This is a genomic window from Vibrio sp. 16, from assembly GCF_963681195.1.
Taxonomy (GTDB): domain Bacteria; phylum Pseudomonadota; class Gammaproteobacteria; order Enterobacterales; family Vibrionaceae; genus Vibrio; species Vibrio sinaloensis_D.
In genome coordinates this window covers 2,299,661-2,321,706 of record NZ_OY808997.1, presented here as the reverse complement: position 1 = coordinate 2,321,706, position 22,046 = coordinate 2,299,661, and the positions used below count along the sequence as shown (strand labels likewise).

20 protein-coding genes and 1 riboswitch are annotated in these 22,046 nt (G+C 46.7%); of the genes, 16 read left to right on the top strand and 4 right to left on the bottom strand.

Features of this window, described 5'->3' with window-relative positions:
- Positions 1-175 precede the first annotated feature (175 nt).
- From ftsY to glpG, 6 genes are all read left to right on the top strand, one after another.
- Complete coding sequence (ftsY, locus tag U9J37_RS10575) at positions 176-1,414, top strand: signal recognition particle-docking protein FtsY (RefSeq protein WP_005475614.1); 1,239 nt, start codon at positions 176-178, stop codon at positions 1,412-1,414.
- An 88-nt stretch (positions 1,415-1,502) separates the two neighbouring features.
- Complete coding sequence (gene ftsE, locus U9J37_RS10570) at positions 1,503-2,177, top strand: cell division ATP-binding protein FtsE (protein WP_005475644.1); 675 nt, start codon at positions 1,503-1,505, stop codon at positions 2,175-2,177.
- The gene (gene ftsX / locus U9J37_RS10565) at positions 2,167-3,135 is read left to right on the top strand and encodes a permease-like cell division protein FtsX (protein WP_005475599.1); all 969 of its coding nucleotides are present in this window, start codon (positions 2,167-2,169) and stop codon (positions 3,133-3,135) included. The genes ftsE and ftsX overlap by 11 nt, the downstream gene beginning before the upstream one ends.
- A 167-nt stretch (positions 3,136-3,302) precedes the next feature.
- Entirely contained in the window at positions 3,303-4,160 is an 858-nt protein-coding gene (gene rpoH / locus U9J37_RS10560) for an RNA polymerase sigma factor RpoH (protein WP_038140594.1), read from the top strand.
- A gap of 412 nt (positions 4,161-4,572) precedes the next feature.
- A complete protein-coding gene (glpE, locus tag U9J37_RS10555; RefSeq protein ID WP_005476615.1) occupies positions 4,573-4,899 on the top strand; it encodes a thiosulfate sulfurtransferase GlpE in 327 nt (108 codons plus the stop codon).
- A 9-nt stretch (positions 4,900-4,908) separates the two neighbouring features.
- Positions 4,909-5,757, top strand: coding sequence for a rhomboid family intramembrane serine protease GlpG (glpG, locus tag U9J37_RS10550; protein ID WP_043887510.1), 849 nt, complete (start codon positions 4,909-4,911; stop codon positions 5,755-5,757).
- Positions 5,758-5,787: 30 nt separating this feature from the next.
- Here the strand turns inward: glpG and U9J37_RS10545 are convergent, their stop codons facing one another.
- Positions 5,788-6,195: a flagellar basal body-associated protein FliL gene (locus U9J37_RS10545; protein WP_005476593.1), complete on the bottom strand. Its 408-nt coding sequence runs from the start codon at positions 6,193-6,195 to the stop codon at positions 5,788-5,790.
- Positions 6,196-6,360: 165 nt separating this feature from the next.
- Between U9J37_RS10545 and U9J37_RS10540 the strand changes: the two genes are divergently transcribed.
- Together U9J37_RS10540 and ubiA are read left to right on the top strand one after the other, a co-directional pair.
- Entirely contained in the window at positions 6,361-6,912 is a 552-nt protein-coding gene (locus U9J37_RS10540) for a chorismate lyase (protein WP_005476626.1), read from the top strand.
- Positions 6,899-7,753, top strand: coding sequence for a 4-hydroxybenzoate octaprenyltransferase (gene ubiA / locus U9J37_RS10535; protein WP_038216093.1), 855 nt, complete (start codon positions 6,899-6,901; stop codon positions 7,751-7,753). Before U9J37_RS10540 ends, ubiA begins: the two co-directional genes overlap by 14 nt.
- Positions 7,754-7,785: 32 nt before the next feature.
- On the opposite strand, the gene plsB is transcribed toward ubiA, so the two are convergent.
- Positions 7,786-10,221 carry a glycerol-3-phosphate 1-O-acyltransferase PlsB gene (plsB, locus tag U9J37_RS10530; protein ID WP_005476632.1) on the bottom strand — a complete coding sequence of 812 codons (2,436 nt, stop codon included), beginning with the start codon at positions 10,219-10,221 and terminating at the stop codon, positions 7,786-7,788.
- A gap of 439 nt (positions 10,222-10,660) precedes the next feature.
- Between plsB and lexA the strand changes: the two genes are divergently transcribed.
- The 5 genes from lexA (at position 10,661) to fghA (ending at position 15,832) form a co-directional block, all read left to right on the top strand.
- On the top strand, positions 10,661-11,281 hold the full coding sequence (lexA, locus tag U9J37_RS10525) for a transcriptional repressor LexA (protein WP_005476617.1): 621 nt from the start codon (positions 10,661-10,663) through the stop codon (positions 11,279-11,281).
- An 87-nt stretch (positions 11,282-11,368) separates the two neighbouring features.
- Entirely contained in the window at positions 11,369-12,181 is an 813-nt protein-coding gene (locus tag U9J37_RS10520) for a class I SAM-dependent methyltransferase (protein ID WP_005476624.1), read from the top strand.
- A 107-nt stretch (positions 12,182-12,288) separates the two neighbouring features.
- Positions 12,289-13,560 carry an MATE family efflux transporter DinF gene (gene dinF / locus U9J37_RS10515; protein WP_005476611.1) on the top strand — a complete coding sequence of 424 codons (1,272 nt, stop codon included), beginning with the start codon at positions 12,289-12,291 and terminating at the stop codon, positions 13,558-13,560.
- Positions 13,561-13,772: 212 nt separating this feature from the next.
- Positions 13,773-14,921: an S-(hydroxymethyl)glutathione dehydrogenase/class III alcohol dehydrogenase gene (locus U9J37_RS10510; protein ID WP_038140576.1), complete on the top strand. Its 1,149-nt coding sequence runs from the start codon at positions 13,773-13,775 to the stop codon at positions 14,919-14,921.
- A gap of 71 nt (positions 14,922-14,992) precedes the next feature.
- Entirely contained in the window at positions 14,993-15,832 is an 840-nt protein-coding gene (fghA, locus tag U9J37_RS10505; protein ID WP_005476620.1) for an S-formylglutathione hydrolase, read from the top strand.
- Positions 15,833-15,909: 77 nt separating this feature from the next.
- On the opposite strand, the gene sthA is transcribed toward fghA, so the two are convergent.
- Positions 15,910-17,340, bottom strand: coding sequence for a Si-specific NAD(P)(+) transhydrogenase (gene sthA / locus U9J37_RS10500; protein ID WP_072016686.1), 1,431 nt, complete (start codon positions 17,338-17,340; stop codon positions 15,910-15,912).
- A gap of 255 nt (positions 17,341-17,595) precedes the next feature.
- On the opposite strand from sthA, the gene fabR reads away from it, so the two are divergent.
- A complete protein-coding gene (fabR, locus tag U9J37_RS10495; RefSeq protein ID WP_005476630.1) occupies positions 17,596-18,237 on the top strand; it encodes an HTH-type transcriptional repressor FabR in 642 nt (213 codons plus the stop codon).
- Positions 18,237-18,623: a YijD family membrane protein gene (locus U9J37_RS10490; protein ID WP_005476634.1), complete on the top strand. Its 387-nt coding sequence runs from the start codon at positions 18,237-18,239 to the stop codon at positions 18,621-18,623. Before fabR ends, U9J37_RS10490 begins: the two co-directional genes overlap by 1 nt.
- Positions 18,624-18,686: 63 nt before the next feature.
- Here U9J37_RS10490 and trmA read toward each other — a convergent pair whose 3' ends face one another.
- Positions 18,687-19,793, bottom strand: coding sequence for a tRNA (uridine(54)-C5)-methyltransferase TrmA (gene trmA, locus U9J37_RS10485; protein WP_005476631.1), 1,107 nt, complete (start codon positions 19,791-19,793; stop codon positions 18,687-18,689).
- Between the two features lie 168 nt (positions 19,794-19,961).
- Positions 19,962-20,160, top strand: a riboswitch (cobalamin riboswitch).
- A gap of 53 nt (positions 20,161-20,213) precedes the next feature.
- Between trmA and U9J37_RS10480 the strand changes: the two genes are divergently transcribed.
- Positions 20,214-22,031 carry a TonB-dependent receptor domain-containing protein gene (locus tag U9J37_RS10480; protein WP_322413812.1) on the top strand — a complete coding sequence of 606 codons (1,818 nt, stop codon included), beginning with the start codon at positions 20,214-20,216 and terminating at the stop codon, positions 22,029-22,031.
- Positions 22,032-22,046: the final 15 nt, after the last annotated feature.

Here is a 22,046-nt window from a genome sequence, read left to right as displayed (position 1 = left end):
GTCGCTCAGCAATTAAGCCCTGAGTACAGCCCAAAATTCATTGATGACAGAGTGTACCCCATCGCCAATACGCTGGAAACTTTTCACTCTGTTGTCATTTTTCTTTTCTTGTTTGGGATAATCCCAAGAGAAAAGAGTCACAGAGTAAATATAAGACAATCTAGGATAGCCCCAGATGACGGAAAAAAAGAAGCGCGGATTACTTTCTTGGCTTGGCTTTGGTGATGATGACCAGGCAAAACAACCGGTTGATGAGAAACAACAAGTAGAAAGTGATGTTGTTGCCGAAGAGACGCAACCTATTGAAGACGCGCCTCAGGAAGAGAACACTAAACTAGCAGAAGCAGAAGCAGAAGCAGAAGCAGAAGCAGAAGCAGAAGCAGAAGCAGAAGCAGAAGCAGAAGCAGAAGCAGAAGAAAAAGTTGAAGAGGCTCCAGTTGATGAGCAGCCGGAACCGCAAGAGCCTCGCGTAGTAGAGCAAGAAAAGCCGACGGAAAGCTTTTTCGCACGACTAAAGCGCAGCCTTGCACGCACGAAAGCCAATATTGGCGCCGGTTTCTTTGGCTTGTTCAAAGGAAAACAGATCGATGATGACCTGTTTGAAGAGTTAGAAGAGCAGCTCTTGATTGCTGATGTTGGTATGGATACCACGACCAAGATCATCGATAGCCTAACGGAAAAAGCGTCGCGCCAAGAATTGAAAGATGGTGAAGCCCTATATGGTCTACTGAAAGAAGAGATGGCGGAAATCTTATCGACAGTAGAAAAGCCGCTCGAAGTGGATACGTCAAAAACGCCATACGTGATCTTGATGGTCGGTGTGAACGGTGTTGGTAAGACCACGACAATTGGTAAGCTAGCAAAACAGTTCCAAGCTGAAGGTAAGAAAGTGATGCTTGCCGCAGGTGATACTTTCCGCGCCGCGGCCGTTGAACAGCTGCAAGTTTGGGGTGAACGTAATAATGTCCCAGTCGTTGCTCAGCATACGGGAGCAGACAGCGCTTCTGTCATTTATGATGCTATTGAGTCAGCCAAAGCAAAAGGCGTGGATGTGGTGATTGCGGATACCGCGGGTCGCCTACAAAACAAATCGAACTTGATGGAAGAGCTGCGTAAGATTGTTCGAGTGATGCAGAAAGTGGACGGCTCAGCGCCACATGAAATCATGTTGACCTTGGATGCGGGGACTGGGCAAAACGCGATTAGCCAAGCGAAGCTGTTTAGCGACGTTGCGCCGCTTACCGGTATCACTCTGACTAAGCTAGACGGTACGGCGAAAGGTGGCGTTATTTTCGCGTTGGCAGACCAATTCCAGATCCCAATCCGCTACATTGGAGTCGGTGAAGGCATCGACGATTTACGCCCATTTGAAACCCAAGAGTTTATCGACGCTTTGTTTAGTCGCGAAGACTAACTGTCTGCTCCATAAAAGTGACCAATGAACGGTCACTTTTATGGATTGGGAATCACGAAAGTAGAAAAGTTCGTAAGAGGAATTACGGGTGATAAAGTTTCAGCAAGTCAGTAAAGCGTATCGTGGTGGTCGTCAAGCGCTGCAAAAAGTCGACTTTCATCTGCGTCGTGGAGAAATGGCCTTTTTAGGTGGTCATTCTGGTGCGGGCAAAAGCACCTTGCTTAAATTGATCTGTGCGATTGAGCGCCCAACGGATGGGAAGATTTACTTCAACGATCACGACATTACACGTATTCCCAATAAAGATATCCCGTTTTTACGTCGTAACATCGGTATTGTTTTCCAAGACCACCGCTTGCTGATGGATCGCCCTGTATATGACAACGTCGCGCTGCCAATGCGCATTGAGTCGATCTCCGAGCACGAAATAAAGCGCAGAGTGAATGCCGCTCTGGATAAGACGGGCCTGCTGGACAAAGCTAAGTGTCTTCCTAGCCAGTTATCTGGTGGTGAGCAGCAGCGTGTGGGTATTGCTCGCGCGGTGGTCAATCGCCCTACCTTGTTATTGGCTGATGAGCCTACGGGTAATTTAGACCCAGAGCTGTCGAGTCGCGTATTGAAATTACTTGAAGAGTTTAACCGCGCCGGCGTGACGATTCTTCTAGCCACGCATGATATTGGGTTAGTGAATACTCGCCCACAATATCGTCACCTTGAACTGAACCAAGGCTTTTTGAGCGAGGTTGAAGATTATGGCCAGTAACACCCGTAACCGCAAAGCAACCAAAGCGCGAACGGTGAATCGAGTCAAGCGCGATGGTTTTCTGACCATTCATTTCAAGCAAGCAAAAGCCTCTTTATTGGAGTTCACCGAGCGACCATTGGGCAATCTTCTTACGCTTGCTGTGATCTCTATGGCTTTGGCGTTGCCATCGGCGCTCTATTTGCTTGGTAAAAACCTGTCAGTGGCTTCGTCACATGTCACCAGCCCTTCTCAAATCAGTGGCTATATTGCGGAAAGCACACCAGAAGCTCGCATCATGATTTTGAAAGATAATCTTGAGAGCATGAAAGAAGTCGCGGCCGTGCAATATATTTCGCCGCAGCAAGGTCTTAATGATTTGAGTGAGTATTCAGGCTTTGAGCAAGCAATCTCGTTGTTGGATGATTACGCCTTGCCAGGGGTGTTAGTAATCACTCCGAGCATGGAAGAGAAAGCCAAGGTGAAAGAGCTCGCTAGCCTAATCCGCGCGGAAGAAGATATTACTGATGTTCGGATGGATGAAGATTGGCTAACGCGCCTTGACGCAATCAAAAACTTAGTCAGCGGCATTGTGATTACGCTGTCGTTATTGATGTTGGGTTCGGTATTTCTCATTGTGGGCAATACGCTAAGGTTCAACGTATTAGCCAATAAAGAAGAGATTCAAACCATGAAACTGATTGGCGCAACCAATGGCTTTATTTTGCGCCCTTACTTGTATTCAGGTATGTGGTTTGGCTTGTTAGGTGCGCTGTCTGCGTGGATTTTAACGGCGATTATCACAGTTTTACTGAACAGCAGTGTCGAGCAATTGGCTTTACTTTATGATAGCCGCTTCAGACTCATTGGGCTGAGCTGGGATGAAAGCTTACTGCTTTTAATGCTGGGAACTTTCATTGGATGCCTAGCTGCGAAAGTGTCTGCGCAACGTCATCTAAAAGAAATTGAACCAGTTTAATTTCAGCGTGTCCTACTATTTGAAAAAGTAGACGCTACCGTGTACTTTTACTTGTGTAAACAATTTGTTTATGCATAATTACTTTCCCTTGCTTGAAACCTGTTCATTTTAGGTTCAAGATTATCGGGTTAAAAATGACTCCAGATCAGAGATTGATGAGGAATTGAATGACTAACCAAGCGTACCCAATGGCTGTAGTTACACAAGATAGCTTGGACAGCTACATCCGCAAAGTAAACAGCTACCCAATGCTGACTGCTGACGAGGAACGTGAACTCGCAGAGAAACTGCATTACGACGGTGAAATCGAGGCGGCTAAAGGACTTATCCTTTCGCACTTGCGTTTCGTTGTGCACGTTGCTCGTGGTTATTCTGGTTACGGTTTGCCAATGGCAGACTTAGTACAAGAGGGTAACATCGGCCTGATGAAAGCCGTAAAACGCTTTAATCCAGAGGTAGGTGTTCGTCTTGTGTCATTTGCTGTTCATTGGATCAAAGCCGAAATTCATGAGTACGTTTTGCGTAACTGGCGTATCGTGAAAATTGCCACGACCAAAGCTCAGCGTAAATTGTTCTTCAACCTGCGTAAGTCGAAAAAGCGTCTAGGTTGGTTTAACAACGGTGAAGTTGAAACTGTTGCAAAAGAGCTTGGCGTTGAGCCTTCAGAGGTTCGCGAAATGGAGTCTCGCTTAGCAGCGCAAGACTCGACATTTGAAATGCAAGCGGACGATGACGATACTGGTACGTCGTACACAGCCCCAGTACTTTATTTGGAAGATAAAGCGTCAGATGTGGCTGACAACGTTGAAGCGGCAAACTGGGAAGCGCACACTAACAATCGTTTGAGCTTAGCTTTGGCGAGTTTGGATGAGCGTAGCCAACACATTGTCCGTTCTCGTTGGTTGGACGACAACAAAGCGACGCTGCAAGAATTAGCTGAGACCTACAGCGTATCTGCAGAGCGCATTCGTCAGTTAGAAAAGAATGCGATGAAGAAGCTGAAAGTGGCGGTCGGTGATTTTTAACCCCACATAGCGCAAGATTCAGAAAAGCCGAGATCAAATGATCTCGGCTTTTTTATTGCCGATCGAAAATTGCACCGATTGAGGGAAGATTTGGATCGAAAATAGCCAGACCTTCCTGTGGGTAACTCTGTGGTAAATTTCTTTGCTAGATGTCAGAAAGCAGGGTGAATAAAGGCACAGAGAGCAATCGACTGGTGGGGATACTTTTACTTTTACACACATTTAAATAAGGATCATCACTACATGTAGTGGATCCATTTCTAGAATCATACTTTATCAACGTAATCCACAAAATTATCCACAGATGGTTAATAAACAAACGCCAGTGGATAACCTTATTAACCTCGTGTACTTGTTGAGCACTGGATAGGTTACAATGGCAGCAAATAATAATTCCCTAAAGAGAAAGTCAATGGACCAGTTTAAACATATCGATGTGGCGGGCGCGCAAGCCCTACTAGAGCAAGGAGAAGCGCGCTTGGTGGATATTCGAGATCCGCAATCCTTTGCTGTCGCGCATCCACAGTCTGCTTATCACCTTACCAACGACAGCATTGTCCAGTTTATGAATGATGTGGAGTTCGAACAGCCTGTATTGGTGATGTGCTATCACGGTATCAGTAGCCAAGGCGCAGCACAGTATTTGGTTAACCAAGGCTTTGAGCAGGTGTATAGTGTGGATGGCGGCTTTGAAGCTTGGCAGCGTGCCAACTTGCCGATTGAATCCAACATGAACTAGGAAGATGTTATGGTCAGACTGATCTCATTAACAAACCCAAGAATGGCACAAGCCTTTATCGATTATATGGCTTCTCGCCAGATCGATATTAAGATGATGCCCGAGGGAGGAGGTCAGTTTGCTTTGTGGTTGAGTAATCCTGAACACCAAGTTGAAGCCGAATCCGAGCTCAATCACTTCTTGGCTAATCCTAATGATGCCAAATATCAAGCGGCATCATGGGATATGGCCGAATCACGAACCAACCAGTTTACCTATCGCTCGCCGAGCATGCTGGCGATGATCAAAGCCAAAGCGGGGCCAATGACTTTAGCCATCATGCTGATTTGTGTGGTTATCTTTACCATGCAGCAGTTGGGGGCCGGGGATTCGGTCTTTGCTGCGCTCCATTTTCCTGCGTTTGCGGGACAAGAGTGGCAACTGTGGCGCTGGATGAGTCACGCAGTACTCCATTTTTCGGTAATACACATCGCCTTCAACTTACTATGGTGGTGGCAGTTGGGGGGCGATATTGAGCAGCGCTTAGGTTCTGGCAAGCTTCTTCAATTGTTTGTGGTGTCAGCAGCATTATCTGGCGCGGGTCAATACTGGGTAGAAGGCGCTAACTTTGGTGGCTTGTCAGGTGTGGTTTATGCCTTGGTTGGTTATCTTTGGATGATCGGCTACAAAGCCCCGCAATTGGGTTTAAGCATGCCAAAGCCTGTGATTGGGTTTATGTTGGTCTGGCTCGTACTCGGTTTTGTTCAGCCATTTATGGCCATCGCCAATACCGCACACCTGGCAGGATTACTGGCGGGGGTAGCAATCGGATTACTGGATGCAGAGCGTTACAACAAACATCAAAAAAGCGGCAGTTAGCCGCTTTTTTATCGTCTTTTGACTCGCTCGCTACTGATAGAGATACTTGGTAAAGAGAAGGTCTGCGATGACCGTTTTCCCCGTTTCAGGCAGTAGGATGGAGTTTAGCTGCTCGACTAACGATTTACGTAAATCTTCACGACCGGCGAGCGAAGTGATGGTGTCTTCTGACTGTTGACCCAATAGCTCAATGACGGCATCTCGAATCAGAGGTTGGTGCAACTCAATAATGGCCAAGTCGGTTTCCGCTGCAACCATAATATCGATGCGCACCTGAATGTAGCCGAGCTTTTTGCCCTTGGTGTAAAAGTTGGTCGTTAGATCCGGTTCAAGTGTAAAGTACGCGAGCTTTGGAACCCCTTCTTCCTCAGCGAGTGTAGGAAGACTTATCAACAGTGTCCATGCGACAAATATTTGGGCTAGGTAACGTTTAATCATATTTATAACTTTTCTTTCTTCCAATCACGATACTCGAATCGCCAGAGTCTTGTTACAATGGAGCATCTGTTTGTAATAAAAATGCGTTAAGTACTCGATGTGGTGGTTAACACTTCAGATCGAAGCTTTATTGTACGCCGATAAGGCTACTTATTGAATACTAGTATGAATCAATTGATTGCGCTCTATTTATCTGCATTGCGCCAAGTAAGCTGGCAAGAACCGGCTGAGTTTAACTTTCCCGACGCGATTTCCAAGCAGTGGCTGCTGGAACAGGGCTCATTGTCACGTTTGCTCAGCTCCTATTGCGATGGTCTAACGGTTGACCTTGTCCACAACAAAATTGTGAAAGCGGAGAAGCTGAATCATCAAGAAGTTGACTTGTTGAACCAAGAGCCCTGTTTGCTACGTAAGGTAGTATTAAATGGTGACGGAGAGGCTTGGGTGCTGGGTCGGACCTTAATTCCGCTTTCCTCAATGGAGGATCAACAACATGACCTCGCACAGCAAGGGGAGATCCCTTTGGGTTTGACGGTGTTCAGCGCAGATAACGTTAAGCGAGATGCGTTACAAGTCGGGTGGGCAAACACACCACAAGGTGACATGCTCGCGCGTCGCTCAAGATTATGGATGAATCATAAACCTATGTTGGTTGCGGAACTCTTTTTACCCACAGCGCCAATGTACACCAAGGAGAAATGGCATGACGGCGAGTAAGGCTCAGGCGTATTGGCAATTGATGCGGATGGATAAGCCAATTGGCACCTTGCTTCTGCTTTGGCCGACCTTGTGGGCATTGATCATCGCCGCGCAAGGGGTGCCCGATCCTAAAGTGCTAGTGGTGTTTATTTTAGGTGTTGTGTTTATGCGTGCTGCTGGGTGCGTCATTAATGACTTTGCTGACAGAAAAGTAGATGGTCATGTTAAGCGTACTAGCCAAAGGCCATTACCTTCAGGGCGGGTTACTTCCAAAGAAGCGATCACGCTGTTTATCATCTTGGGCGTTGCCTCTTTCTTGTTAGTGCTAACCATGAACCCGCTCACCATTGCGCTCTCTTTTGCGGGGATAGTGCTGGCATTTATCTATCCGTTTATGAAGCGCTTCACTCATCTGCCTCAGCTATTTTTGGGTTTGGCTTTCAGTTGGTCGATTCCGATGGCTTGGGCGGCGCAAGCAAATGAGCTGCCAATGGTGGTTTGGTTTGTCTTTGCCATTAATGCGCTATGGACCATCGCTTATGACACGCAGTATGCCATGGTGGATCGCGACGACGACTTGAAAATTGGGATTAAATCCACAGCGATTCTATTTGGTCGTTTCGACAAGATGGTGATCGGTGTTTTGCAATTGATCACCTTGGCCATGCTGATTTACCTCGGCGTTTGGTATCAATTGGGGGCTAGTTTCTATTGGAGCTTGTTGATTGCAGGTGCCTTGTTTGTTTTCCAACAGCACCTGATTCGTCATCGCGAAAGAGAGCTGTGTTTTCGGGCTTTCCTCAACAATAATTATGTCGGTATGGTTATCGCGATTGGATTGCTAATCGCGTTTATTTAAAAGAAAGGGCATCATCGAGATGCCCTTTTTGTTTATTTCTGTTCTGTCGTCTGACAGATACTCTCTTTGATGGTCAACTTCACTTCTGGGTAAAGCATAGAGTAAAGCAGCTTGGCCAATGTCTGGCATCGCTGTTTGTCACAGTTGCCATCGATATCGAGGTAAGCTTGCTGCTTCAAGGTGCTGAACATTGATGAGAACACCCCTTTATCAAAGAACTCAGGTGCGTTGATACCGTGTAAGCGACCCAAGCGCTGAGCGATATCTTGGCTCTTTTGCTCTAGATCCGATTTACCCAATTCTGGGTTGGCAACCAACAAGTTCAGAGCAATAGAGTAGCGCTGAAGAGTTTCAGTAATGGTACGACCGAGCAGAACCAGCACTTGAGTGTTGGCTTGGCGAATCGCGACATTTTGCTCTGCGTCTACCGTCACTACGCCTTGACGAGCCAATTCTTCGATGTAGGCTTCTGTCATCTCGCCCAGTTTTTCTTCCTCAATACTTAGGAAAAGCTCCTGTTTGAGGAATGGGTAAACCAATGCCACGTTAGTTTTGATCTGCTCAAGAGACAGTTGTTGCTGGCGCACGAGCATTTGAGCAATCAGCGATGGTAACGCTAACAAGTGGATGATGTTGTTGCGGTAGTAAGTCATCAAGATCGATTGGTTACGATCGAGAGAAATAATATCGCCCATCGAGTCTGACTCAATCAGGAATTTATCCAGTGACTCTGCGTGTTTCACCAGCGCTTCTGCATCTTCACTCGGTACCGTGTAAGTCGACGAGTAAGGCACATTTTTCAGCAGCGATAAGTAACAATCAATTTGATTGACCAAGCTGTCGCGGGACAATGCGCGTTGACGAGAGGCAAGCAAGGCTGTTGCACATAAGGTCAGCGCGTTGGCTGCCGCCGCATCGTTAATATGAGTCATCATCTTGGTCGCTAAGTCATTCACCACAGGGTTAAGCCACTGAGGCTTAGTGCTACCCATAGGATCGATGTCTTTGCTCCACTCTGGCGCTTTCTCATTGAGGTATTGGTTTAGCGGAATTGGCTCACCAAAGTTCACGTAACCTTGGCCAAAATTGCGCAGTTTGCGAATTGTGCGCAGGACTAACCCCGCGTTCTCTTTCTCTTTGCGTTTGCCGCGAAGCTCTTTGGCGTAAGTGCCCACTTCCATCACGTGCTCGTAGCCAATATAGACCGGAACCAGGGTGACAGGACGGTTTAAACCGCGCAGCATGGCTTGAATGGTCATCGCGAGCATGCCCGTTTTGGCCTGCAGTAGGCGACCTGTTCGTGAACGGCCTCCTTCACTGAAGTACTCAACCGAGTAGCCTTTGGCAAACAGCTCTGCTAAGTATTCGCGGAAAATCGTTGAGTAGAGTTTATTGCCTTTGAAGCTACGGCGAATAAAGAACGCACCGCCACGACGGAAAATCGGTCCCGCTGGGAAGAAGTTCAAGTTGATGCCCGCAGCAATATGCGGAGGAACCATCCCTTCACGGTAGAGCACGTAGGACAGTAGAAGGTAGTCCATATGGCTACGATGACACGGAACATAAACAATCTCGTGGCCATCTTGGGCGAGCTTACGCACCGTAGAGGCATTGGTGATGTTCAAGCCTTGGTAGATACGATTCCATAACCAACCTAAGATGCGCTCACCGTTTTTAATCAGCGAGTAAGAAAAGTCGGCGGCGATCTCATCCATGATGGCATGGGCTTCTTTACGCGCTTTCTCGATCGGGATGTCTTTCGAGTTAGCTTCGTCGAGAATGGCTTGTTCGATCGCTTCTGATTTCATCAGGCGTTTAAACAGAGCCTGACGACTCGGCAGGTTTGGCCCTGATGCCGCCAGCTTTTGACGGGAAAAGTGTATGCGTGCAACGCGCGCGAGTTTGTGTGCGATAGACGTATCGGTGCCGTGAGAGTCCGCCATATATCGAAGTGATACAACAGGGCTGATACGCACTAGGCAGTCGCGACCTGACAAAATAACGGCTTTGGCTTTTTGAGGGCCGTTGAGTGATTGCAAGTAAGGTTTCTGCTGCGACTCTTTACCTGGTTTACGACCCCACAAAACGGTTGTCGGAATCACTTGCACATCAAGCTCTGAATCGAGTTTGTGCTGTTCGAGTAAGTCCGAAAACTGTGCGATCGACTCGTTAGGTACGTCTAGGTCACTGTTCATCACGGTTTCACGAGATGAAGTAAACACAAAGCGCTTGAATGATTTACCGTTGATTTCCACGGATTCAAACGGGTCAGGGAGTCCTAACTCCACCACCTTTTTTTGCAGTGTGATTAAGTCAACGTTTGAACGGTACGGCAGTGCATAGATGATCGGTTTATTGATGTCGATATTGAGATCATCAATCGGGTTGGCAGGAATAGCTGTCCCCTTTACCAAAACTGACAGTGGCAGTTTCAGTAAAGAACGAGAAAATGATTGTCCGGAAGACATAAAGCTTCTGAGCCTCAAAATAGATAAATAGCATAAGCGCATTTCCAATTCTCAAGTATAGAAGTGGGGATGCGCCCAAGCGGATATTTTTAGCCAGCAAGGATATCAGAAACTGGTCGAACCTTTTACTTAAAATTGACCAGTAAAACGTCAATTTTCGCCAAATCCATTCATCCGACGAATTTGTTCACTTTGATGTCGGTAAAGTAAAAAGTGAAACAGCCTGCTTGGCTAAGCCTCCTATCCGGTATGAGTTGAGTCAATGAGTTTAAACGTGCGACAGGCTCGGTCATGTTGCGTTGGCGTGCGGGAAGGCGAGTCTCGGTCTGTGGAAAAATTGTCGTGATGGGTAAGCTATTCAAAAAACAATCAATTTGCTTTTCATTTCAAAGATTACTGGATATACTCACAGTTAACTGTATAAAAAGACAGGTGACTTATGAAGCCGTTAACGCCACGCCAGCAACAAGTATTTGATCTAATCAAAAGTAAAATTGATGACACCGGTATGCCACCGACACGCGCTGAGATTGCACGTGAGCTTGGCTTCCGCTCAGCAAATGCCGCTGAGGAACATTTAAAAGCGCTTGCTCGTAAAGAAGCGATAGAAATAATTCCTGGCGCTTCGCGCGGGATCCGTATCCTACTTGAAGATGCCGCCAATGATGAGCAAGGCTTGCCGCTAATCGGTCAAGTCGCTGCAGGTGAACCCATCTTGGCTCAAGAACATGTTGAAACGCACTATCAAGTCGATCCTAGCATGTTTAAACCTCAAGCTGACTTTCTGCTGCGTGTAAATGGCGAGAGTATGAAAGATATCGGCATTATGGACGGTGACTTATTAGCTGTGCACAAAACGCAAGATGTGCGTGATGGTCAAGTGGTTGTAGCTCGCGTTGATGAAGATGTGACGGTTAAGCGCCTTGAACGCAAAGGTTCTACAGTCTTGCTCCATGCTGAGAACGAAGAGTTTGAACCGATCAAGGTGGATTTAACTTCTCAGCACCTATCGATTGAAGGTTTAGCTGTAGGCATCATCCGAAATACCGATTGGATGTAACTCAAAAGATGAGATTCATTCTCACTTGTTGATTTTGTAATTGATATTCATTATCATCTTCTCTCTTGCTATGGAAGGAAGATGATAATGGCGGCGAATCAAAATTTAGCTCAGCATCGCTATCAAATCCCGGCAAATTTATTGCAGCCTTTGTGGCTTCGCAGCCGTGAAAGTTTGGTCGATAATGGATTGGTTTACGATCCTATTGCAGCACGCGCTTGCCAACGTTGTCATCTTGCTCCCGAATGCTTTTCTGGTGATATTGACCAAAAGCAACTCCTCCACGTTACCCTAACGCAACTGTGTGACCAACAAGTCTCAGCCTTCATTAAGCGCAACCCAGATGGCTGGATTATTAACGTCGGTGCGGGTTTAGATACGCGTTTTTACCGCGTTGATAACGGTCGCTGCCATTGGTTAGAGCTCGATGTGACAGAAAACTTGCTCTGGCGGCAAAAGCTGTTTCATAAAAGTGAGCGCTACCATCATGTCTGTGGCAGTGTCAGCGATCTCACTTGGCTTGAATTCTTACCTATCCCGGATAAAACCCCGGTTATGATCGTTTGTGAACACGCGTTACTTGATTGCACTGAGCGAGAAGTGGCTAAGTTCGTCCAAGCGCTTGGCTGTCACTTTGATAGTGCTAGAGCTTGCGTGGTGCTGGCAGGGGACTTAAGCGCGTCTAAATTAGGTCAAAAAATGGGGGCAGGTCACTATGCGCATGGCTACAGTAACCCTAACCAAGCCATGCTTAACTACTTACCTTGGTCTCGCTGGGTGAAAACCTATTCTCCTCTAGAGCGAGATTGTGGTCGTTGGAAGCTATGGCAACGATGGCTCACAAAATTGCATCCACTTAAGCAGCGACTTACACCAGTATTAGTTCAGCTTCGCTGGTGATCCCGTTACACTTGCCATTCAATCCTTATTAGAGTGGCAACGTGCAAATACTTCAGACTCTCTCAAATCGCGATGTGCACAAACAAGTGCTACTGCTCGCGATCCCCATGGTTCTCTCTAACATTACCGTTCCGTTGTTGGGCTTGGTCGATGCTGCGGTGATCGGTCACCTTGACCACGCTTGGTATCTCGGTGGTGTGGCGCTAGGAAGCACCATGATCAGTGTGACCTTTTGGTTACTCGGCTTTTTACGTATGTCGACTACGGGTTTAGCGGCGCAATCATATGGAGCGGGTAGTAAACATCAGCTTGGTTTAGTGTTTAGCCAAGGCATGCTGATGGCGCTCGGCTTTGCGACTGTTTTCCTCTTGTTTCATCAATTGATTGCTGATTGGGTGTTTTCTTTTAGCAGTGCCAGTGACCAAGTCAAGCACTATGGTCAGCAATACTTTTCTATTCGTGCTTGGAGTGCTCCTGCGGTATTGGCTAACTTTGTTCTGCTTGGTTGGCTGCTTGGAACACAAAATGCCAAAGCGCCAATGTGGATGGTGATCATCGCCAATGTCACGAATATTGCGTTGGATGTTCTCTTTGTCATTGGTTTTGGTTGGAAAGTCGAGGGCGCAGCTCTGGCGTCTGTGATCGCAGATTATACTGGGATGACATTTGGACTCTACTGCGTTTGGCGCAAGTGGCAGCGCGAGCAATTACCTAACTTGTTGCTGTTGGTGAAAGACAGTGCCAACGGCTTAACCCGTTTTGTTAAACTCAATCGCGATATCTTTTTGCGCTCTTTATGCTTACAAGCCACGTTCACCTTTATGACCTTTCAAGGTGCAAGTTTTGGTGATGAGATTGTTGCTGCCAATGCGGTGTTGATGAGCTTTCTGATGATGATTTCTTATGGCATGGATGGTTTTGCCTATGCGATGGAGGCAATGGTTGGTAAAGCCATTGGTGCTAAAGACAGGCAACAACTGAGTGACTCATTGATCGGGACCTTCTTTTGGAGTTTGGTGATTTGCACGTTACTCACTCTGGTGTTTGCCATGTTTGGATCGCGCTTGATCAGTGTGATCACGGACATTCAACAAGTGCATGCGATGGCGCTGGAGTATCTACCGTGGCTGGTGGCGATGCCGCTTGTTTCGATGTGGTGCTTTCTGTTGGATGGCATTTTTATTGGTGCCACTAAAGGGAAAGAGATGCGCAACAGTATGTTTGTATCGACCTGCAGTTTCTTCGCTATCTTTTATTTTGCGAGCGACTTAGGTAATCACGCTTTATGGATGGCGATGCTGAGTTTTATGGCGATGAGAGGCATCACTTTAGGGGCGGTATTATTTAGCCAGTGGCGAAAAGAGCAGTTCCTCGTATAGCATTATTGCGTCGCAATGGCCGAGTCTTAGGACTCGGTTTTTTTGTCCATCGCAACGATTATTACAAATAGGTAATAATGATTTGCAGGTTGCACGGATTATCATTGTTGAATAAGTGCCTAAAATAATTGCCATACAACGACGCAGAAGTAAGACGAAAGCTCGACTACGCTTATTACGTCATCCTAACTCCCTATTTGAAGGAAACTCCAATGGCACTTGAACTTAAACCGGGTCAAACTCATATCAAATCCAAAGCAATGGTTGCATGGGCTGCTGGCGAGCCGCTAAAAATGGAAGAGGTCGATGTACAACTTCCGAAAGCTGGCGAAGTGCTTGTTCGTATTGTTGCGACAGGCGTTTGTCATACTGACGCATTTACCTTATCGGGTGAGGATCCTGAAGGAATCTTCCCATCGATTCTTGGTCACGAAGGTGGCGGTATCGTCGAAATGGTGGGTGAGGGTGTGACAAGCGTTGAAGTCGGTGATCATGTTATTCCTCTTTACACCGCAGAGTGTGGCGAGTGTAAATTCTGTAAGTCGGGTAAGACGAATCTTTGTCAGGCCGTGCGCGAAACTCAAGGTAAAGGTCTGATGCCAGATGGCACAAGCCGTTTCTCTATCAACGGTGAGACCATATTCCACTACATGGGGTGTTCTACTTTCTCTGAGTACACGGTACTACCAGAAATCTCACTAGCGAAAGTAAACAAAGAAGCGCCACTGGAAGAAGTTTGTCTTCTCGGTTGTGGTGTGACGACGGGTATGGGGGCGGTGCTTAACACGGCAAAAGTTGAGCAAGGTGATACCGTAGCCATTTTCGGCTTAGGCGGTATTGGCTTGTCGGCGATCATCGGTGCACGTATGGCTGGAGCGAGTCGCATCATCGGTATCGATATCAACGAGAGCAAGTTCGATCTTGCGAAGCAACTTGGCGCAACTGATGTGATTAATCCACAGCAATTTGATAAGCCAATTCAAGAAGTCATCGTTGAGATGACTGACGGCGGCGTTGATTACTCGTTTGAGTGTATCGGTAACGTCAACGTCATGCGTCAAGCCTTGGAGTGCTGCCATAAAGGTTGGGGGGAGTCAGTCATCATTGGTGTTGCCGGGGCTGGTCAAGAGATCTCAACTCGTCCATTCCAGCTCGTGACAGGACGCGTATGGCGTGGCTCTGCTTTCGGTGGCGTTAAAGGCCGTTCAGAGCTCCCTGAAATTGTAAACCGTTACATGGCGGGTGAGTTTGGTCTGCAAGAATTCATCACGCATACCATGGGTCTACAAGACGTAAATGAAGCATTCGAATTGATGCACAAAGGTGAATCTATCCGTACTGTTCTTCACATGGATAAGTAATCACTTTTTAAAGGTAACGCCCTTAAATACGGGCGTTTCTTTTTATTGTCGAATGAACCCTTGAGGTGGACATGACCATAGAAAACATTAGCCAAGCCAAAGTATTCGGTGGTTGGCATAAACAATACACACATACATCAATTCGTCTCAATTGCGATATGCGCTTTGCGATTTTTCTACCGCCTAATGCATCTAAGGCGCAGCCTGTTCCAGTTCTATACTGGTTATCGGGATTGACCTGCACGGATGAAAACTTCATGCAGAAAGCAGGCGCATTTCGTAAGGCGGCAGAGTTGGGGATTGCGATTGTTGCTCCAGATACTAGCCCGCGTGGTGGTGATGTCGCGGATGATAACGGCTACGATTTGGGGCAAGGTGCAGGCTTTTATTTGAATGCCACACAGGAGCCTTGGTCTCGTCACTATCATATGTACGACTATGTCACCGAAGAGCTCCCAGCGTTGATTGAAGCAAATTTCCCCGTATCGACAGTCAAATCTATCTCGGGTCACAGCATGGGTGGGCATGGTGCGCTTACCATTGGTCTTAAAAATCCTAATGCTTACCGTTCTATCTCTGCGTTCAGTCCGATCAGTAATCCAATGCAATGTCCTTGGGGGCAAAAAGCATTCAATGCGTACCTAGGAAGTGATTTTGAGGCGTGGAAGGAGTACGACGCAAGTGAGCTTTTGAAACAGGCTCAAGCGAGGCTACCGATTTTAGTCGATCAAGGTGAGGCAGACGGCTTTCTGGTTGAGCAATTAAAGCCAGAAGCATTGATTGCGGCTGCGAAGGCGCACGATTCTGAGATGCAAGTGCGGATGCAGCCCGGTTACGACCACAGTTATTACTTTATCTCTAGCTTCATTGATGATCATTTGGAGTTTCATGCGGCTTACTTAAATCAGTAAGCGTCATAGGTCGCAGATATAGAAAAGCCGCACTTCAATGGAAGTGCGGCTTTGTTTAGGTTTGAGCCTTTAAAACCTTAAAACAGGCGGTTTAATCCATTTAATGCTGCAACACGGTAAGCTTCCGCCATGGTTGGGTAGTTGAATGTCGTGTTGACGAAGTATTCGATGGTATTCGCTTCGCCCTTTTGCTCCATAATAGCCTGACCGATGTGAATGATTTCCGCAGCGCGTTCGCCAAAGCAGTGAATGCCCAAAATTTCCTTGGTTTCGCGGTGGAAAAGAATCTTCAAACTGCCAATGTCTTTGCCTGCGATCTGGGCGCGCGCAAGGTGTTTGAACGATGAGCGGCCCACTTCGTAAGGCACTTTAGCGGCAGTGAGCTCTTGCTCGGTTTTACCCACTGAACTGATCTCTGGAATCGTGTAAATCCCTGTAGGGATATCATCAATTAAATTCCCATCAGCCTTACCTTTGGTAATGGCTTGTGCCACGAAGCGACCTTGATCATACGCCGCACTTGCCAAGCTAGGGTAGCCAATCACATCGCCCACGGCATAGACGTGCTCGACTTCAGTTTGGTAGTTGCCATCGACTTTTAGCTGGCCACGAGAGTCCGCTTCTAAGCCTACCGCTGATAAATTGAGTTTGTCGGTGTTACCGGTTCGGCCGTTGGCGTACAAGATGCAATCGGCACGCATTTTTTTACCCGATTCAAGATGGACAATTACGCCATCTTCGGTGCCTTCGATTTTCTCGTAAGTTTCATCATTGCGAATGACCACGCCACTGTTCCAGAAGTGGTAAGAAAGGGCATCTGAGACTTCGTTATCTAGGAAAGCCAGGAGACGATCGCGGGTGTTGATTAAATCCGTTTTCACCCCCAATCCGCGGAAAATAGACGCATACTCACAACCGATAACGCCTGCGCCATAAATGATGATATGTCGCGGGTCGTGCTTGAGGCTCAAGATGGAGTCACTGTCATAAATGCGCTCGTGCATGAAGTCCACATCGGCGGGCTGGTAAGGGCGAGAGCCTGTGGCAATTACGAATCGATCGGCACTGTAAGTCTCTTCAGTACCGTCACTTTGCATGACCGCTATGGTGTACTTATCAATAAAGCGCGCAGTACCAAAAATCAAAGAGCATTGGTTTCGGTCGTAAAATCCTTGGCGCAGTCGAGTCTGTTTATCGATGACTGATTTAGCGTGACCAAGAATGTTTGAAAAGGTCGAATGTAGGCTGGTGTTGTTATGACAAAATAACGGATTATTGTTGAACTCGATAATACGGCTCACGGCATGGCGTAATGCTTTTGATGGAATGGTGCCCCAGTGGGTACAGCCGCCCCCCACACTGCTTTCTTTCTCGACAATGGCAACATTCAATCCCGCTTTGGTTAACCCCATCGCTGCCCCTTCACCGCCGGGACCACTACCAATTACGATTACATCAAAGTGGTTGCTCTCCGCCATAGTTTTTTCCTTGTTATATAGTCTTAACATTGCTGTAGCGAGATTTTAACTGATTCCGTTAATGCGTACACTACCAGCCGACTAGAGAGTCGGTGAGATCACGTAGATTCGTTCAAATCTGAGAAAGGAATGCGGTATATCTCTAATTGAACTCGAAAAGATTGAAAATTGAGTGGAACTGGGTTTAATTGCCCTCGGTAGTCACAGAGCGAGATTTTTGGGTTATCTCCCTAAGTCAATCGTTGTATATTAAAGGCTACCAAAATAAGAAAAAGATCCGTAGTTATGAAATCCATGGGAATCCGCGCACAGCAGAAAGAGAAAACGCGTCGTTCATTGATTGATGCCGCCTTTAGTCAGCTCTGTGCAGATCGAAGTTTCTCTAACCTCAGTTTACGAGAAGTCGCACGAGAAGCGGGAATCGCTCCCACCTCATTCTATCGCCATTTCAAAGATATGGATGAGCTCGGGTTAACTATGGTGGACGAAGGCGGTTTATTGCTTCGTCAATTAATGCGTCAGGCTCGCCAGCGCATTGTTAAAGAGGGCAGTGTGATTCGCACATCGGTAGAAACCTTTATGGAATTTATCGAGAGTAGCCCCAACGTCTTTCGTTTATTGCTGCGTGAGCGCTCTGGCACCTCTGCGGAGTTTCGTGCAGCAGTCGCGAGAGAAATTCAACATTTTTCAGCTGAGTTAACGGAGTACCTTATCGGTACAGGGATGACCCGTGAAGAAGCTTTCACTCAAGCCGAAGCATCGGTTACCTTGGTCTTTAACTCTGGCGCAGAAGCTTTAGATTTAGAAGGACGTGAACGCGACGAGCTTGCCGAGCGTCTAATTATGCAGTTGCGAATGATGGCCAAAGGGGCTTATTGGTATCGCAAAGAACGTGAACGTAACCGATTAAAAGGTGGGATAGATTAATGTCGAACGAAACAAACCAAGTTAATCGTGGTTCTGAGAAGAAAACCCTAGTGCTGGCACTTGTTGCGGGTATGTGTGGGGACGCAATGCTGTCTTGGCTAACAATGAGCCAAGTTTCTTTCTCAATTTTTCCACTCATTGCTCTAGTACTAGCTGTTCAGACGCTGTACCAAGAGTATCTAAGTAAACCTGTATCAGAAGATATCCCGCTAGTGGGCCTAGCGTGTTTCTTTGTTGGAGCATTCGGTCACTCGGCCTTTATCAAGGCTCAGTACCCAGATGCGGGTTCAAACATGCTAGCGATCTTCATCACGCTGGGTTTGTTGCTGTGGGTTGCAAAGAAACTGGGTTTTCTAACTCCGACAACAGCAAAAGCTGAGTCATAGAAAGTCGATTCTAGATATTAAAAAACGAGCCTAAATGGCTCGTTTTTTGTTTCAGCAAAGCGCCTATTTACGCTCTAGCATCACACCCGCTTCCATGTGGTGGGTAAATGGGAACTGGTCGAACAGAGCAAAGCGAGTCACGTTGTGGGTTTCACTCAATACGTCTAAGTTTTCTTTTAAGGTTTCTGGGTTACATGAGATGTATAAGATACGCTCATAGCCTTGCACCATCTTACACGTGTCAATGTCCATACCTGCACGTGGTGGATCGACAAAAATCGTGTTGCAGTTGTAGCTCTTAAGATCCACGCCCGCATCTTTTAGACGACGGAATTCGCGTTTGCCTTCAATCGCTTCGGTAAATTCTTCAGCAGAAAGGCGCAGAATTTGCACGTTGTCGATCTTGTTGGCTGCAATATTGTATTGCGCCGAGATAACCGAAGGCTTAGCTAGCTCGGTGGCTAACACGCGCTCAAAGTTTTGCGCCAGCGCAAGAGAGAAGTTGCCGTTGCCACAGTATAGCTCCAGCAGATCACCTTGGCTGTCTTGAGTACAGTCGACGGCCCACTCAAGCATCTTCTCTGCGACTTTACCGTTTGGTTGAGTGAAGCTGTTTTCAACTTGCTGGTAGATGTAAGGCTTGCCATTTACATCCAGTTTTTCGATCACGTAATCACGGTCGAGAACAATCTTCATCTTACGCGCACGACCGATAATATTGAGGTTGAAGCCTTCGTCATTTAAACGTTGCTTAAGCGCCTTAGCATTCTTAGTCCACTCATCATCGAGCTGGCGGTGGTAAAGAAGAGAAACCAAGATTTCACCGCTCAGTGTAGAGAGGAAGTCAACTTGGAACAGTTTACGACGCAGTGAATCGTTGTCTTTCATTGCATCAACGAGCAAAGGCATGAGATCGTTGATTAAACGGCTCGCCGCAGGGAATTGATCGACGCGGTACTTTTCTCGAGTCTCTTGATTGAACATGATGTAGTAAAGGTCTTCACCTTCATGCCAAACACGGAACTCTGCTCGCATACGGTAGTGCTGCTCTGGAGATTCAAACACTTCCAATTCTGGCGCGTTGTAAGGAGCGAACATTTCGGTAAGGCGCTCAACTTTTTCTGCCAGTTGTTCTTGGTAGCGTTGTGGGTTTACATCAAGAGTAGCCATGATTATTACCTTTGGGTTATTGCCTGTGCTTAGTGCGTTTTATTTGAGAGCGCAGATTTTATTCAATCCCCGCTTGATGTCCAGTGTTGGTTCGTAATCACGACACTAACCTGCTGTAAAAACTATAGCTTATACCAATCTTAACTAGACAAAATATCAATAGCTGAATAACATCGGCTCCAAGCTGGTGCTATCTGGAGGTATAGATGGCTGAAACAAGGGAATCTGGTGTAACTCCAGAACTGACGCGCAGCGGTAAAAGAGAACGACCCCTCAATAGACACTGCATGGAGGAATATGCGGGAAGTCGAGGCACTAGGCTAACAGCTCTTAAGTCCGAATACCTGCCAGCAGCTGAGCTCAATCACTGGAAGCAAACGCTTCAAGCTCGGTAGGATTTACGCGATTTAGGACAGAATAATGAACCGATCTATTTTAGCGATGGCTATGGCATCGCTGCTTCCCTCTACCTATTCCATTGCCCAAGATGTTTCTGTTGATGAGACAATGGTGATCACAGCGAATCGTTTTGAGCAGCCTCTTAGTGAAGTCATCACTTCAACGACGATTGTTTCAAAGCAAGAAATTGAAGCGATTCAAGCTAAGTCTCTGGTTGACGTATTAAAGCGAGTACCAGGCGTTGAAGTTTCTCAAAGTGGCGGCCGTGGTCATTCTGCCTCTGTATTTGTTCGTGGCTTTAATAGCAATCAAGTTTTGTTCTTGGTTGACGGCGTACGCATCAATTCTGCGGCTGGTGGGATTAGTTTTAACCATATCCCTGTTGGCATTATCGAGCGTGTAGAAGTCATCAAAGGCCCTGGTGGAGCCCTTTATGGGTCTGATGCAATCGCTGGTGTGATTAACGTCATTACCTCTTCAAGTGAATCAAATGAAGGCACAGTTGTCTCTTTGGGCGCAGGAAGCGATGCTCAAAAAGAAGCGAATTTCTCGACGACGCGCGCATTTGCTAACGGCGGCATTTTAAAACTCGCTGGTGGTTTTGAGGAGACCGATGGCTTTGATATTAAAGATCCAGCAACGGGCTTAGATTATGGGTATGAAAGCCAAAACTTGTTTGCTTCCTATTCTCAGGCATTCAACGAGCAGTTCTCAGGCTCTGCATCGGTTCGTTGGTATGACAGTTTAACTGAATATGATTCAGGCGGTAAAAACTACGGTTATTCAGAAAACTTGAGTATTACTGCGGATGTTCAATATCACGGTGACAAACTCAGCTCGACGTTTCGAGCCAACCAACAAGCTATTGAAAACCTAAACTACTCTCAGACTCAAGGTAAAGATAATGCCGGTACTGAGAAGAAGATTTCTCTGACGAACCTGCAATTTCTTAATCAATATACGGTTTCTGAAAACTTTACGGTTGGCGCCGGTGCCGATTGGCGCAGAGAAAAGTTGGATGATGATGCGCTAAGTTATGGAAACCCAGATAAATTAGCGGGAGAGTCTCGTAATACAACGGGCGTGTATCTTTCTACTGATGTTCAGTTTGGAGACTTACAACTTACGGGTAGTGTTCGAAATGATAAGCACGATACTTACGATAACCATGTTACTTGGTCGCTAGGAACACGCTATCACCTGACGCAAGCTCATTCTTTAAGAGCCGCACTAGGCACTTCCTTTAAAGCGCCGAGCTACTCCGACTTAACCAACAACTCAGATCTGAAACCAGAAGAAGCGCTCAGTCGTGAAATCGGATACACGGGCGAGTTTGAGTTGTTCACTTTGGATGTTACCGCTTACGACAATGATGTCGATAACCTTATCATATGGTACGAAGGTTCTCCTTGGTGGTACCCAGAGAATGTGGACGCAGAATTACGTGGCCTTGAAATTAGCGGAACATTCAATACGGGCTTTATTCACCATACGCTTGTTGCCGAGTTCAAAGACCACCAAGATTCAGGTGGTAATAAGCTCGCTAAGCGTGCGGATGAAAACTACAAATGGTTACTGGATGCATCTTACGAAGACTTCGATTTTAATCTGACTTATACCTATACAGGAGAGCGGTTGGGCAATCCTAAAGAAGTGAGCGACCCGAAAAATGAGCTGCCATCTGTGAGTTTGTGGGATGCCTCTGTTGGGTATTGGGTATCTCAAGATCTCGTTGTTCGAGCACGTGTCGACAACTTAACCAATGAGAAGTATCAAACAACGTTAAGTTACAACGCACCAGAGCGTCGCTACTTTGCTAACCTAACTTACCAATTCTAAGTACTTAAAACCGCC

What these genes read in the sequence shown, in the direction of transcription:
- sthA (WP_072016686.1), bottom strand. Translation starts at nt 17,340, where the DNA reads ATGTTAAGACTATATAACAAGGAAAAAACTATGGCGGAGAGCAACCAC.
- fghA (WP_005476620.1), top strand. Translation starts at nt 14,993, where the DNA reads ATGACCATAGAAAACATTAGCCAAGCCAAAGTATTCGGTGGTTGGCAT.
- rpoH (WP_038140594.1), top strand. Translation starts at nt 3,303, where the DNA reads ATGACTAACCAAGCGTACCCAATGGCTGTAGTTACACAAGATAGCTTG.
- dinF (WP_005476611.1), top strand. Translation starts at nt 12,289, where the DNA reads ATGGTTCTCTCTAACATTACCGTTCCGTTGTTGGGCTTGGTCGATGCT.
- U9J37_RS10490 (WP_005476634.1), top strand. Translation starts at nt 18,237, where the DNA reads ATGTCGAACGAAACAAACCAAGTTAATCGTGGTTCTGAGAAGAAAACC.
- U9J37_RS10520 (WP_005476624.1), top strand. Translation starts at nt 11,369, where the DNA reads ATGGCGGCGAATCAAAATTTAGCTCAGCATCGCTATCAAATCCCGGCA.
- lexA (WP_005476617.1), top strand. Translation starts at nt 10,661, where the DNA reads ATGAAGCCGTTAACGCCACGCCAGCAACAAGTATTTGATCTAATCAAA.
- glpG (WP_043887510.1), top strand. Translation starts at nt 4,909, where the DNA reads ATGGTCAGACTGATCTCATTAACAAACCCAAGAATGGCACAAGCCTTT.
- U9J37_RS10545 (WP_005476593.1), bottom strand. Translation starts at nt 6,195, where the DNA reads ATGATTAAACGTTACCTAGCCCAAATATTTGTCGCATGGACACTGTTG.
- U9J37_RS10540 (WP_005476626.1), top strand. Translation starts at nt 6,361, where the DNA reads ATGAATCAATTGATTGCGCTCTATTTATCTGCATTGCGCCAAGTAAGC.
- trmA (WP_005476631.1), bottom strand. Translation starts at nt 19,793, where the DNA reads ATGGCTACTCTTGATGTAAACCCACAACGCTACCAAGAACAACTGGCA.
- plsB (WP_005476632.1), bottom strand. Translation starts at nt 10,221, where the DNA reads ATGTCTTCCGGACAATCATTTTCTCGTTCTTTACTGAAACTGCCACTG.
- U9J37_RS10480 (WP_322413812.1), top strand. Translation starts at nt 20,214, where the DNA reads ATGAACCGATCTATTTTAGCGATGGCTATGGCATCGCTGCTTCCCTCT.
- ubiA (WP_038216093.1), top strand. Translation starts at nt 6,899, where the DNA reads ATGACGGCGAGTAAGGCTCAGGCGTATTGGCAATTGATGCGGATGGAT.
- ftsX (WP_005475599.1), top strand. Translation starts at nt 2,167, where the DNA reads ATGGCCAGTAACACCCGTAACCGCAAAGCAACCAAAGCGCGAACGGTG.
- ftsY (WP_005475614.1), top strand. Translation starts at nt 176, where the DNA reads ATGACGGAAAAAAAGAAGCGCGGATTACTTTCTTGGCTTGGCTTTGGT.
- glpE (WP_005476615.1), top strand. Translation starts at nt 4,573, where the DNA reads ATGGACCAGTTTAAACATATCGATGTGGCGGGCGCGCAAGCCCTACTA.
- fabR (WP_005476630.1), top strand. Translation starts at nt 17,596, where the DNA reads ATGAAATCCATGGGAATCCGCGCACAGCAGAAAGAGAAAACGCGTCGT.
- U9J37_RS10510 (WP_038140576.1), top strand. Translation starts at nt 13,773, where the DNA reads ATGGCACTTGAACTTAAACCGGGTCAAACTCATATCAAATCCAAAGCA.